Origin of the sequence: Umezawaea sp. Da 62-37 (assembly GCF_032460545.1) — a bacterium.
In the GTDB taxonomy this organism is placed as follows: domain Bacteria; phylum Actinomycetota; class Actinomycetes; order Mycobacteriales; family Pseudonocardiaceae; genus Umezawaea.
In genome coordinates this window covers 4,836,955-4,849,904 of sequence record NZ_CP135965.1, presented here as the reverse complement: position 1 = coordinate 4,849,904, position 12,950 = coordinate 4,836,955, and the positions used below count along the sequence as shown (strand labels likewise).

Sequence of the window (12,950 nt, the reverse complement as noted above, 5' to 3'; positions counted from 1 at the left end):
CCCCGAGGTGGGGTCACGGCCTTCTTCGCGTGAGTGGGGGGTTCCTAGCGGCGCTGGCGGAGCACGGACCCGGCCAGCAGGCCGAGGCCGATCACGATGGCCCCGCCCGCGACCACCCAGCGCAGGTCGAGGAAGTCGGGCCAGTAGTCCCCGCCGGTGAGCACGAACCCGGCGGCGAGCAGGGCCCCGATCCCGAACACGAACGCGATGACGTCGAAGCCGCCCCGCGAGTCGATCTCCTGGTCAGCCACGGTTGACCTCCACGTCTCCCACGCCGTTGCGCACGTTCAGCACGATCTTCAGCCCACCCGCTCCGCCGGTGCCGGGTTCGGTGGCCTCCACCAGCGCGTCGGTCCCGCTGCTCTGGTGGCCGAGGCACCGCACGGAGCCGAGGTCGGCCTCGCACCGCACCTCGACGTCGGCGGTCTTCGGGACGGTCACCTGCACGGTGCCGACGACCGTCCGGACCTCGGTCTCCACCCGGCCCGCGTCGGGCAGCCCGGTCAGGTCCAGCTGGATGCTGCCCGCCTTGAGGACGTACTCGGGGTCCACCTCCGCGATCGAGGCGGGCGACTCGGTGATGTCGCCGACGCGTCCGCTCCCGTTGAGGTCGGCGAGGTTCACCACCGTGCCGAGCACGCCCACGAGGCCCAGCGGGATGACCAGTCCGATCAGCCCGCGGCCGCCGCGGACGAACGAGCCGACCAGCAGCCCGACGCCCATGATCGCCACGACCACGCCCAGCGTGTGCAGCGGGGTGAACCACGTGTCGCCGCGACCGGTGATCACCGCGGTCGCCACCACCATCAGCGACAGGCCGAGGGTGATCCCGGTGACCGGCGACTTCCGCCGGTACCGCCGCACGGGCGGGGGAGGCGGGGTGGACACCACCGACTGCCCCGGTTCGGGGAGGTCCCAGGCGAACGGCGCCGCGCCCAGCGGGTCCCACGCCGGCGGGGTGGCGGTCGTCTTCTGGTCCATCTCGGTCACCTGCTCCGTGCTGGAGGTCGTCGTCAGCAGCGCCGGCCGGTTGACCGCGCCGCGGTTGAGGTGCAGCAGGTAGACGGCGCCGACGGACAGCAGCACGCCCGCCACCATCGTGAAGCCGCCGTCGAAGAAGAACCCGGTCGCCGGGAACAGCGCCAGGCCGAGCAGCACCGTCAGCGGGATCGGCGTGGAGCTGCGCCCCCGGCCGACCAGCGCCTCGACGGGCGAGACCTCGTCGTCCTCCTGGGGCAGCCCGAGCCAGCCCAGCAGGTAGATGAACACACCGGCACCGTTGCACAACGCCATCGCGACGAAAGCGACCCGCACGATCACCGGGTCGATCCGGTACCGCTCCGCGATGCCCGCGGCCACACCGGCGATCTTCCGCCCGCGGTGCGGCCGTCTGGGCCTGCTGACCCAGAAGTCCTTCAGCGTCTCTTCGACGTTCGCAGCTGTCGCGTTCCCACTCACGTCGTCGAGTTTGCTGCCTGGAACCGCCGCGCACATCGGGGGAGCACCCTGAACGCGGACTCGGGTGGAACCCTGATGACCCGCATCCGGGTACGTGTGACGATCGTGGGGTGAGTTCGCAGGTGGAAACGGTGGTGGGGGCGGAGATCGCGGTCCGCAGGCGGCGCGGCGGGCGCGTGGTCGCGGGGGTGGCGGGCGGGATCGCCGACCACCTCGGCGTCGAGGTGTTCTGGGTGCGCGCGGTGTTCGCGGCGCTGACGGCCCTCAACGGCGTCGGCGTGATCGCGTACGGGCTGCTGTGGATCTTCGTGCCGCAGCGGACGACGAGCGCGCCGGACGAGGCGCCGCCGAAACCGAGGGAACGCCAGCAGGCCATCGGTCTGCTGGCGCTGGGGCTCGGCGCGGCGGTGCTGGTGACCCTGTTGACGGGCGCGGTCAGCGGCTGGATCGTCGGCCCGCTGGCGGTGGCGCTGGTGGGCGCGGCCGTCGTGTGGCGCGAGGCGGACGAGGCGCAGCGGCGCCGGTGGCGGGACGGGGCGCGCAGCGGCGTGCTCGGCAGGAGCGGCCGGTCGGCGCTGATCCGGATCGCGTCGGGCGTCTCGCTGGTGGCGCTCGGCATCGGGGTGCTGCTGTTCAGCACCTACCAGCTCGACCAGATCCAGTTCGCGCTCGTCGCGGTGCTGGCGACGCTGGCGGGGGTCGCGCTGCTCACGGTGCCGCTGTGGATCAAGCTCGTGAACGACCTCGACGAGGAGCGCCGGGCCCGCATCCGCACCGAGGAGAAGGCCGAGATCGCCGCGCACCTGCACGACTCCGTGCTCCAGACGCTGGCGCTGATCCAGAAGCAGGCCGAGGCGCCGCGCGAGGTCCGCAGGCTCGCCCGCGGCCAGGAGCGGCAGTTGCGGGACTGGCTCTACGGTCGCGACTTCGGCGAGAACGCCCGCCCCACGACGGTGTCCGCCGCCATCGCGCTGGCCTCGGGGGAGGTCGAGGACACGTTCGCGATCTCGGTGCAGCAGGTCGTCGTCGGCGACTGCGACCTCGACCACAACCTGCTGGCGATGGTGCAGGCCGCCCGCGAGGCGATGGTCAACGCGGCCAAGCACGCCGGGGTCGCCGAGATCAGCGTCTACGGCGAGGTGGAGGCCGACAGCGTCAACGTCTTCGTGAGGGATCGGGGCAAGGGTTTCGACCAGGGATCCGTTCCGGAGGACCGGCATGGTCTCGCCGACTCGATCCGGGGGAGAATGGTCCGGCACGGTGGGGAGGCCAAGGTGCGCACCGGCCCCGGAGAGGGCACGGAGGTGCACTTGGAGATGCCGAGGAAGCAGGAGGCCAGGTCATGACCGATGGCGAACGGGTCAGGGTGTTCCTGGTCGACGACCACGCGCTGTTCCGCGCGGGGGTCCGCGCGGAGCTCGATTCGATCAGCGACGAGATCGAGGTCGTGGGGGAGGCCGGCTCCGTCGGCGAGGCGGTGACCGGGATCAACCACCACAAGCCGGACGTGGTGCTGCTCGACGTGCACATGCCCGACGGCGGTGGCGCCGCGGTGCTCGCCAAGGTGCGGACGGCGCTGCCGGACGTGGTGTTCCTCGCGCTGTCGGTGTCCGACGCCGCCGAGGACGTCATCGCGGTGATCCGCGCGGGCGCCCGAGGCTACGTGACGAAGACGATCTCCAGCCAGGAGCTGGTGCGCGCGGTCGTGCGGGTGTCCGAGGGCGACGCGGTGTTCTCGCCGCGGCTCGCGGGCTTCGTGCTGGACGCGTTCGCCGACCGGCCCGGCGCGGCCCCGATCCGGGACCCCGAGCTGGACCTGCTGACCCCGCGCGAGCGGGACGTGCTGCGGCTGCTGGCCCGCGGCTACGCGTACAAGGAGATCGCCTCCGAGCTGTTCATCTCGGTGAAGACGGTCGAGACGCACGTGTCGAGCGTGCTGCGCAAGACGCAGCTGTCCAACCGCTACGAGCTGTCCCGCTGGGCCTCCGACCGCAGGCTGGTCTGAGTTGCCCCAGGAGGAAGTCGCGGTGCGGGCGGACCCTGCCACCGGATTCGTCCACCGCTCGGCCCGCTTCGCCACGGAGGTGCTCGCCCCGTGGGTGTGGGTGCTCACGCTGCCGTTCGCCGTGGCCGCCGCCGCGACCCGGTCGCTGTGGCCCAGCGTGCTGTGGGGGCTCGTCGTCGCGGTCACCGCGTCGGTCATCCCGATGGTGGTGATCGTGCGCGGCGCCCGCGGCGGGCGCTGGGACGGGCACCACGTCACCAACCGCGAGGGCAGGCTCGTCCCGCTGGTCGTCGCGGGCGCCTCGCTGACCGTCGGCATCGCGGTGCTGCTGCTGGGGGGCGCGCCGCACGAGATGCTCGCGCTCGCGGGCAGCATGTTCGCGTCGCTGGTCGTCAGCATGGCCATCACGTTCGGCCTGAAGTGGAAGGTGTCGCTGCACGCGGCCGTGGCGTTCGCCGCCGTGGTCGTGGGTGCGCTGGTGTACGGGCCGTGGCTGCTGCTGCTCGTGGTGACCGCGGTGTTCGTGGCCTGGTCGCGGGTCGAGCTGGGCGACCACACGAAGGCGCAGGTGCTCGTGGGCTCGCTGATGGGCGTGGTCGTCGGCGGTGGCGGGTACGCGCTGCTCGAGGTGCTGCTCAGAGCTTCGCCGAGCTGATGATCTTCGGCCTGCCGTCGAACTCCTGCACCCCGACCCGGTACTTCTCGGTGTTCGTGGCGCCGTCGGACGTGAACAGCACGTCGACGTCCACCACGTAGCCGTTGTCCGTGGTCACGACGTCGACGAGGTTGGCCGTGACGTCCTCGTACTGGCCCCAGAACGCCACGTACTGGTCGAGCGGCTGCCGGAACTCCGGCGCCAGGTTCTCCCACGCCTTCGCCGGGTCGGCCTTCAACGACCGGTAGTGGTCGCGCACGAAGTTGGCGGCCTTGGGAGCGGTGAGGTCGCCCTGGGCCGGTGCTGTCGTACCGGGGTCCTCCCCGTCCGAGGGCAGGTCGCTGCTCGCGGTGGTGGTCGCGGGGCCCGCCAGTCCGCCGCCGCGCCCGTCGTTGGCGAAGGACAGGTAGATCAGCACGCCCGCCACGGACAGCAGCAGCACCACCACGGCGGCGACGGTCGGCGCGAGCCACTTGCGCCGCGCCTTGGGTTCCGGCGCGGGCGCCGCGCGACGGACCCGCACGTCGGCGGCGGCCGGAAGGGCGGCGGTGGTGCTCGCCAGCAGTCCGACCAGCTCGGTGGCGGTCGGCCGCAGGGCGGGGTCGGTGGCCAGCAGCCGGGTCATCGGCCCCGTCAACGAGCCGGAGCGGACCGGCCGGTCGATCTGGCCGGTCGCCGCCCGGTAGATCAGGCCGAGGTTGTTGTCCGTCGGCCCGTAGGGCGAGCGGTCCTCGGTCATCGCGTAGAGGGTCGCACCGAGCGAGAACATGTCCGACCTGGCGTCCGGCGTCTCGCCGCGCGCCACCTCCGGCGGCAGGTAGGCGGGGGTGCCGGAGATCATTCCGGCCTCGGTGAGCGTGCCGTCGCCGACCGCCTTGGAGATGCCGAAGTCGGTGAGCTTCACGGTGCCGTCGTGGCCGATCAGCACGTTGCCGGGTTTCACGTCGCGGTGCACGATGCCCGCCTTGTGCGCCGCCGCCAGCGCGGCCGCGATCCGGCCGCCGATCCGCGCCGCCTCGGCCGGGTCGAGCGGACCCCGGTCGGCCAGCACGGCCGCGAGGCTGTGGGACGGCAGGTACTCCATCACCAGCCAGGGCAGGCCGCCCTCGACGGCGACGTCGTAGACGGCGATCGCGTTCGGGTGCTGGAGCCGGGCGGCGATGCGCGCCTCGCGCATGGCGCGGGTGCGGGCGAGTTCCCTGGCCGCCGGGTCGACGTCGGGGAGCTTGAGCTGCTTGACGGCGACCTCGCGGTGCAGCAGCTCGTCGCGGGCCCGCCAGACGACGCCCATCGCCCCGGCGCCGAGCTCGTCGAGCAGGAGGTACCGACCGCCGACCGCGTTCACTCGATCAGGCTAGCTGGCGGCCGGACCACGGGTGTCGCGCCCGCGTCTCACATGACGTGGTCGGCTACCCGGTGTACTCGGCGACCTTCAGCTCGCCGTCGACCAGCTTCACCAGGACCTTGCGGTCCTCGACGGCGGTCCTGCCGTTCGCGGTGACCTCGACCTCCACGACCACCAGGTAGTCGTCGCCCTTGGCCGAGACCTCGGGGTTCGGCTTCGGGACCATCTCGTCGACGGTCTCCATCTTCGCCATGTAGTCGTCGTAGGTCGGACGGGAGGCGGGGTCCATCTTGTCCCACGAGGCCTGCGTCTCGTTCTTCGCGGAGCGGAGCCACCCGAGCGCGAAGTTGCCCGCCACGGTCGGGGTGAGGTCGACCGCCTTGGGCGTGCCCGCCACGGACTCCTGGTACCGCTCGTCCGACAGACCGGGATCGGTGGAGCGATCGTCCTCCGCGCTCAGCAGCGTGTTCAGGCCGATCAGGGTGCCCACCAGCAGCGCGAAGGCGACGATGACCGGCACGAGCCACTTGGGACGGGACCCGTGCTTCCCCGCGCCGCCCTGCTCGATGTGGACCGGGCTGATCCCGCGGACCCCGATGGCGGGGTGCGAGGGCTGGGCGAACGTGGACGAGGGCCGCGGTGTCGACGGCTGGGAGGGGCGCGGTGTCGGGGTGACCGCGACGGGGATGCCCATCGGCGTCGGCACGGCGTCGGAGGGGAGCGCGGACAGCATGTCGGCGGCCTCGGCCGCGGTCGGGCGCTGCGCCGGGTCGAGGGCGAGCAGGCGCTCCATCGGACCGATCAGCGCGCCGGCGCGGATCGGGCGGTCCATCTTGCCGATCGCGGCCCGGTAGAGCAGGCCGAGGCTGTTCTCGTTGGCGCCGTAGGGGCCGTGCGCCTCGGTGGCCGCGTAGAGGGTCGCGCCGAGCGAGAACACGTCGGACCTGCTGTCGGGCAGGTCACCGCGCGCGACCTCGGGCGCGAGGTAGGCGGGCGTGCCGGACAGGGCGCCCGCCTCGGTGATCGTGGTGTCGCCGGTGGCGCGGGAGATGCCGAAGTCGGTGAGCTTCACGGCGCCACCGTGGCCGATCAGCACGTTGCCGGGTTTGACGTCGCGGTGCACGATGCCCGCGGCGTGCGCGGCGGCCAGCGCGGTCGCGACCATCCCGCCGATCCTGGCCGCCTCGGCCGGGGACAACGGGCCGTTCTCCTCCAGCAGCGCCGCCAGGCTGCGCGAAGGCAGGTACTCCATGACGATCCAGGGCAGCTCGTCCTCGACGACCACGTCGTAGACCGCGATCGCGTTCGGGTGCTGGAGCCGGGCGGCTATCCGCGCCTCGCGCATGGCGCGGGTGCGTGCGGCCTTGGAGGCCACGGGTGCCATCTCGGGCAACTTGAGCTGCTTGACGGCGACCTCGCGGTGCAGCAGCTCGTCGTGGGCCAGCCACACCACGCCCATCCCGCCGCTGCCGATCTGCTCCTTGAGGAGGTACCGACCGCCCACCGCGTTCACTCGAGCAGGCTAGCGGTCCGATCAGCTGCTGGCGACGAGCTTCGCCAACTCGCGGTCGAAGTCGATCCACTGGTCCTCTTCGCCGGGCTGCACGACGTCGTAGGTGAGGTCGAGGAACTCGGCGATGTGCTCGGCCTCGGCCGAGAGGATCGCGAACCCGGTGGGGGCGTTCAGCTCCAGCAGGACGCGCTCCGGGTCGTCCGCCGCGGGGCGCACCATGATGTCGCCCTCGCCCGAGGGGGTCAGCAGGCCGTCCGCGAGCAGGTCGCGGGCGAACATCCACTCGACCTTGCCCTGACCCGTGTGGAACAGCACGGCGACCGCGTACGGGTCCTCGGGGTTGTACTGGAGCTCCGCTTCGACGGGTGCCGGAGCGATGCCGGGGACCAGCAGCTGGAACGTGGTGCCAGCGGTGATGATCGTGTTGTCGGCCATGGTGGCTCATCCCTTCCCTACCTGCGTTCTTCACGCTCTCATGGGAAGAGACGTCTGAGACAGCGCTCCGGGACGCTATTCGCCTGGGAACCACGCTATCGGGGGAGACGTGGATCTCACTTGTGGGTATATGGCCAGGTCGCTTGTCTCAACTGGCGAAACACTTTTGCCACGCACCGTGATCGGCGGTCACTTCAGGGTAGCGGACGTCACCGGTCGGGTGTCCAGCGGCGCGACCGCCGTGACCGGGCGGCGGCGGGTCAGCGCGATGCCGAACAGCACGACGACCATGCCCGCCACGACCCGGATCGTCAGCTCCTCGTGCAGGAAGGCGGCGCCCAGCAGCACCGACACGACCGGCAGCAGGTAGCCCACGGTGGTCGCGTTCGTCGGGCCCTCGTCCTGGATGAGCCGGTAGTTGAGGATGAACGCGACCCCGGTGCCGAACACGCCCAGGATGCCCAGCGCGAGCAGCGCGCCCGCGCTCGGGTGCATCTCCTGAAGGCCCCCTACCGGCACGATGAACGCGGTCAGGCCGCTGCCGACCACGAGCTGGCCCGACGACAGCTGCAGCGGCGACAGGCCCTGCCCGGACAGCGTGCGGCTGATGTAGACGTACGCGACGGCGTAGCTCGCGGCGGCCGCGAGGCACGCCAGCGCGCCCCAGCTCGCCAGCCCCGCCCGCTGCCACGGCGCGAAGATCAGCAGCGTGCCCAGGAAGCCCAGCGCCAGCCCCGCCGTCCGCGCGCCGCCGCGCTGCTTCTCGAACCCGAGCAGCAGCCCCAGTCCCAGCGTCCACAGCGGCGTCGTCGAGTTGATCACCCCGGCCACCCCGGAGTCGACGGTCCGCTCGCCGACCGCGAACAGCACGAACGGGATCACGTTGCCGAACAGGGCCGCGACCGCCAGGTGCCCCCACGTGCGCGGTGCGCGCGGCAGCCGGTGCCCGCGGGCGCAGAGCAGCGCGACGATCACCGCGGCCCCGAGCGCCGTGCGGCCCATCGTGATCTGCACGGGGGAGAACCCGGTCAGCGCGACCTTGATCCACAAGAAGCTCGAGCCCCAGATGAGCGCGAGGACACCGAACCTGATCAGCGTGCCGGGTTTGTTCACGGCTCCACGATGGGGTGAATAAAGCGTAAGTACAAGTGAAAAGAACTACATGACCTTGTAGCTCAGCTGTAAGGTCGTGCCATGTTGGACGTGCGCAGGATGCAGGTGCTCAGAGCGGTCGTGACCAGCGGTTCCATCACCGCCGCGGCCACCAACCTCGGCTACACCCCGTCGGCGATCAGCCAGCAGGTGGCGGCGCTGGAGAAGCAGGCGGGCATGGCCCTGCTGGAGCGCGTCGGCCGGGGTGTCCGCCCCACCCAGGCGGGCAGGCTGCTCACCGACCACGCCGCGGGCATCACCGACCGCCTGGTCGAGGCCGAGGCGGCGCTGGCGGACCTCCGCGCCGGCCGCACCGGCACGCTCCGCGTCCGCTACTTCGCCACCGCGGGCGCCGCCCTCGTCCCGCCCGCCGTCGCCCGCTTCCGCGCCGAGCACCCGTCGGTGAGGCTGGACCTCAAGCTCACCGAGCCGGTCGACCCGATGCTCGAGATCGTCGCGGGGCGCGCCGACGTCGCGATCGTCGTGCACCAGCACGGCGCGGACACCGCCCCCGGCATCCGCCTGGTCCACCTGCTCGACGACCCGTACCTGGCGGTCCTCCCGCGTGGCCACGACCTCTGCCGCAAGCGCGTCCTGGACCTGTCGGACCTGGCCGACCAGCCCTGGGTCGACTCCGCGCTGCCGGACGGCGCCTGCCGTGACATCGTCCTGGACGCCTGCGCCGGTGCGGGCTTCGCGCCGAACTTCGTCGTGGAGTCCGACGACTACCCGACCGCCCAGGGCTTCGTCTCGGCGGGTCTGGGCGTCACCATCATCCCGAAGCTGGGCCTCGGCGTCGTCCACCCCGGCGTCGTCGTCCGCCGTCTCCGCAACCCCGAGCCGCTCCGTGAGATCCACGCCGCCTTCCGCGAGGAGGGCACGGCCAACCCGGCCGCCGCGAGCCTCCTGGAGGCGCTCAAGGCCGCGGCCGCGGCCACCGGCTGACGTCGGGGTCGCCCCCGCCCCGCCTCGCTCCCGCCCGTCAGTAGTTCCCGAGCGGGGTCTCCTTGTCGATCAGCAGCTGGCTGCCCGACCACTCCAGCCCGATGAGCTTGCGCTCCTTGCTGTTCGTGCCGTCCTTCTTCGTGTAAGCCACATCGACCTCGTACGCGTACGGTGCGTTCAGCTTCACTTCATCGATCTTCACGGTCTTGATGGTCTTCCAGAAGTCCAGGTACGTGGACTTCCCCTTGCCCGCGCCCTTCATCTTGTCCGTGAGCCAGTTGAACGCCGAGTTCGGATCGCCTGGCAGCAGCGCGAAGTAGTCGCGGATCATCTTCTCCTGCGTCGCCTGGTCCGGCTCGCCGGTGACCTGCGGCGGCAGCTTGGAGCCGTCGCCCGCGGGAGGCGCCTCCTCCTCGCCGCTCTCGCCCGGCGGCTGGGTCGCGCTCGCCGAACTGCCGGGCTCGGCGACCTTCTGGCCGGGGTCGTCGCCGCCGGACAGGAAGCTGGCCAGCATGATGCCGACGACCGCGGCGGCCACGATGGCGAGCGCGGTGATGATCGTGGAGCGCTTGCTGGCGGCGTCCTTGACCGACGACATCGACGACGACTGCCGTGGGGGCGCCGTGCGGTGCGGCGCGGCGGCCGGTCGGGGCTGCTGCTGCTGGTACGACGGCTGCTGCTGCTGGTAGTGCGGTTGCTGCTGCTGTTGCTGCGGAGGGCCGGGGCGGATGTCGATGCGGGTGCCGGGCGGCGGCGTCGACACCGCGGCCTGGGGGGACATCGCGCGGGTCGCGGAGTCCGTCGACAGCGGGGCGCCGCGCCACGACGGCTGGCTCACCTGCTGGACGGCCATGGGGAACTCGGGCGCCGCGCGGCCCGCGGCGACGGCGGCCAGCGCCTCGCGCGCCTCGGCCATCGTCGGGCGGTCCTCGGGCTCCGGGCGGAGCAGGCGCATCAGCAGCGCGGTCAGCGGCCCGGCCTGCTTCGGCGGGTTCACGTTGCCCGACGCGACCTGGTGCAGCAGCGCGATGGTGTTCTCGTTCAGCCCGAACGGCGGGGCGCCCTCGATCGCGGCGTACAGCGTGGAGCCGAGCGAGAACACGTCCGACGGCGAACCGGGGTCGTAGCCCTTCGCCACCTCGGGCGCCAGGTACGCCGGGGTGCCCGCGAGCATCCCGGTCGCGGTGACGGTGACGTCGCCGGTGGCCCGCGAGATGCCGAAGTCGGTGATCTTCACGACACCCTCGTCGCCGAGCAGGATGTTGCCCGGCTTGATGTCGCGGTGCACGATCCCGGCGTTGTGCGCGGCGGTCAGCGCGGAGGCGACCTGCTGGCCGATCGCGGCGACCTCGCGCGGCGGGAGCGTGCCGCGCTCGGACAGCACCGTGGACAGGCTCTTCGACGGCAGGTACTCCATGACCAGCCACGGCTGGCCGTCGTCCTCGGCCACGTCGTACACGGCGATGGCGTGCGGGTGCTGCAGGCGGGCGGCGATGCGGCCCTCGCGCATGGCCCTGCGCTTCGCCTCGTCGGTCTCGGACGCCGCCAGGCCGGGCTGGAGCAAGAGTTGTTTGACCGCGACGATGCGGTGCAGGCGCTGGTCGTGCGCCTGCCACACGATGCCCATCGCACCGCTACCGATTCGGCTGCCCAATCGGTAGCGGCCTGCGACCAGGCGACCATCGTCGGTCACGGCTGCTCCCATGAGTGATTGCGGTGTGTCTATCTTCAGTGGCGTTCAACCACCACTACGGCACAAACGTATCGACACGCCGTGCGGTTCGAACTAACCCGTCCGTGTGTGTGTCCACCATACGAGTTGCGACAACCCAGGATTCACGGAGTGGGCGGTGTGGTGGTCGTGGCCGCCGGCGGAGTGGTCGTGGTGGTCGTCGTCGTGGTGGTCGTGGTGGTCGTCGTCGTCGAGGTCTTGACCGGCTGCTTCGACGTGGTGGTGACGGGCGGCTCGGTGGTGGTGGTGGGCTGCTCCTCGGTCGTCTGCTCCTCGGTCGTCGGCTCGTCCGACGTGACCTGCGGCTTGGGCAGGGTGGTCGTCGGTGCGGCCTTCGACGAGGAGCTGGCGCCGCCGCCGCCCGGCACGATCGCCGGCTCCTTCGAATTGCCCTTGCCGCTGAACGCGCCCAGCGCGACCAGCAGGCCACCCGCGGCGAGCATCAGCACCAGCACCGCCGCGATGATCGCCAGCGTCCGGTTGTTCGACGGCTCCGGCGACGGCGCGGTCCTCGTCGGGCCCACGGTGCGCGGCTGCTGACCGGTCCGGTAGCCCGAACCGGCGCCGTTGCGGTTCCCGGCGCCCGCGGAGACCACGCGGGTCCTGTTCGGGTCCAGCACGGCCGTCGGACCGGCCACGGGCAGCACGCCGGGCGTGCTCGCCGCCCTCAGCCCGGTCAGGCTGGGGTTGCGGCCCGAAGCCACCGCGGCGAGCAGTTCGCGCGCCTGGCCCATCGTCGGCCGGTCGGCCGGGTCGACGTTGAGCAGCCGCAGCAGCACGTCGGTGAGCGGACCGTCCTGCGTGGGCGGGTTGATGCGGCCCGCGGCGACCGCGTGCAGCACTCCCAGGGTGTTCTCGCTGAGTCCGAACGGGGGTTCGCCCTCGGCCGCCGCGTACAGCGTCGACCCCAGGGAGAACACGTCCGAGGCGGGTGTCGGGTCCGAACCCCTGGCGATCTCCGGCGCCAGGTAGGCCGGGGTGCCCGCGATCAGGCCGGTCTTGGTGACCGTGATGTCGTCGGTGGCCCGCGAGATGCCGAAGTCGGTGATCTTCACGACCCCGTTGTCCGCGATCAGCACGTTGCCGGGCTTCACGTCCCGGTGCACGATGCCCGCCGCGTGCGCGGCCGCCAGCGCCGACGCGGCCTGCGCGCCGATCCGGGCGACCTGGAGCGGTTCGAGCGCGCCGTACTCGGACAGCGTGTCCGCGAGGCTGTAGGACGGCAGGTACTCCATGACGAGGCAGGGCGCGCCCTGCTCCTCGACCACGTCGTAGACCGCGATCGCGTTCGGGTGGTGCAGCTTCGCGGCGATGCGGCCCTCGCGCATGGCGCGCTGGATCGCCTCGTCGTGCTCCCTGGTGTCCATCCCGACCTGCAGCAGCAGCTGCTTGATCGCGACGATCCGGTTGAGGCGCTCGTCCTGGGCGCGCCACACGACGCCCATGGCGCCGCTGCCGATGCGGTCGAGGAAGCGGTAGCGGTCGGCGATCAGCTGGCCCTCGGTGCTCAACGGACCACCTCGCGCGGGTGCTGCGGGACCGCGGCGGGTGCAGCAGGTCTCACGCTGGGGCTCCTCGTTGTGCGCTCCGGTTGGCGGATCAGGGTAGGCCACCGCTCGTCGTGTCGGGCTGTCCTGCCCGCAGAGCGTACCCCGGCACCGCGGACGGGTTTCCGGCCGTTGCGCAGGTCACGACCCGTCGTGCCGCTGA

At 71.9% G+C, this 12,950-nt stretch carries 12 protein-coding genes; 4 read left to right on the top strand and 8 right to left on the bottom strand.

Annotated features, from left to right (window positions below; genetic code table 11):
- Nucleotides 1–44 precede the first annotated feature (44 nt).
- Together RM788_RS21795 and RM788_RS21790 are read right to left on the bottom strand one after the other, a co-directional pair.
- A complete protein-coding gene (locus RM788_RS21795; protein ID WP_315933565.1) occupies nt 45–251 on the bottom strand; it encodes a hypothetical protein in 207 nt (68 codons plus the stop codon).
- Entirely contained in the window at nt 244–1,458 is a 1,215-nt protein-coding gene (locus RM788_RS21790; protein ID WP_315933563.1) for a PspC domain-containing protein, read from the bottom strand. Before RM788_RS21790 ends, RM788_RS21795 begins: the two co-directional genes overlap by 8 nt.
- A 110-nt stretch (nt 1,459–1,568) precedes the next feature.
- Here RM788_RS21790 and RM788_RS21785 point away from each other — a divergent pair, with 110 nt between their 5' ends.
- From RM788_RS21785 to RM788_RS21775, 3 genes are read left to right on the top strand one after another with little or no spacing between them, the layout of a single operon-like run.
- Nucleotides 1,569–2,804, top strand: a complete 1,236-nt coding sequence (locus RM788_RS21785) for an ATP-binding protein (protein ID WP_315933561.1) — start codon at nt 1,569–1,571, stop codon at nt 2,802–2,804.
- On the top strand, nt 2,801–3,463 hold the full coding sequence (locus RM788_RS21780; RefSeq protein WP_315933560.1) for a response regulator: 663 nt from the start codon (nt 2,801–2,803) through the stop codon (nt 3,461–3,463). Before RM788_RS21785 ends, RM788_RS21780 begins: the two co-directional genes overlap by 4 nt.
- A 22-nt stretch (nt 3,464–3,485) precedes the next feature.
- On the top strand, nt 3,486–4,118 hold the full coding sequence (locus RM788_RS21775; RefSeq protein WP_315933558.1) for a hypothetical protein: 633 nt from the start codon (nt 3,486–3,488) through the stop codon (nt 4,116–4,118).
- Here RM788_RS21775 and RM788_RS21770 read toward each other — a convergent pair.
- From RM788_RS21770 to RM788_RS21755, 4 genes are all read right to left on the bottom strand, one after another.
- Nucleotides 4,099–5,463 carry a serine/threonine-protein kinase gene (locus tag RM788_RS21770; protein ID WP_315933556.1) on the bottom strand — a complete coding sequence of 455 codons (1,365 nt, stop codon included), beginning with the start codon at nt 5,461–5,463 and terminating at the stop codon, nt 4,099–4,101. The two genes, RM788_RS21775 and RM788_RS21770, sit on opposite strands and share 20 nt — an antisense overlap.
- A gap of 64 nt (nt 5,464–5,527) precedes the next feature.
- Nucleotides 5,528–6,976, bottom strand: a complete 1,449-nt coding sequence (locus RM788_RS21765) for a serine/threonine-protein kinase (protein ID WP_315933555.1) — start codon at nt 6,974–6,976, stop codon at nt 5,528–5,530.
- A gap of 21 nt (nt 6,977–6,997) precedes the next feature.
- Nucleotides 6,998–7,411 carry an SsgA family sporulation/cell division regulator gene (locus tag RM788_RS21760; RefSeq protein WP_315933554.1) on the bottom strand — a complete coding sequence of 138 codons (414 nt, stop codon included), beginning with the start codon at nt 7,409–7,411 and terminating at the stop codon, nt 6,998–7,000.
- A 189-nt stretch (nt 7,412–7,600) separates the two neighbouring features.
- A complete protein-coding gene (locus tag RM788_RS21755) occupies nt 7,601–8,524 on the bottom strand; it encodes a DMT family transporter (protein WP_315933553.1) in 924 nt (307 codons plus the stop codon).
- 81 nt (nt 8,525–8,605) lie between these two features.
- Between RM788_RS21755 and RM788_RS21750 the strand changes: the two genes are divergently transcribed.
- Nucleotides 8,606–9,508 carry a LysR family transcriptional regulator gene (locus tag RM788_RS21750; protein ID WP_315933552.1) on the top strand — a complete coding sequence of 301 codons (903 nt, stop codon included), beginning with the start codon at nt 8,606–8,608 and terminating at the stop codon, nt 9,506–9,508.
- A gap of 37 nt (nt 9,509–9,545) precedes the next feature.
- Here RM788_RS21750 and RM788_RS21745 read toward each other — a convergent pair whose 3' ends face one another.
- The gene (locus RM788_RS21745) at nt 9,546–11,201 is read right to left on the bottom strand and encodes a serine/threonine-protein kinase (RefSeq protein ID WP_315933550.1); all 1,656 of its coding nucleotides are present in this window, start codon (nt 11,199–11,201) and stop codon (nt 9,546–9,548) included.
- Nucleotides 11,202–11,344: 143 nt separating this feature from the next.
- Nucleotides 11,345–12,751, bottom strand: coding sequence for a serine/threonine-protein kinase (locus tag RM788_RS21740; RefSeq protein WP_315933549.1), 1,407 nt, complete (start codon nt 12,749–12,751; stop codon nt 11,345–11,347).
- Nucleotides 12,752–12,950 lie beyond the last annotated feature (199 nt).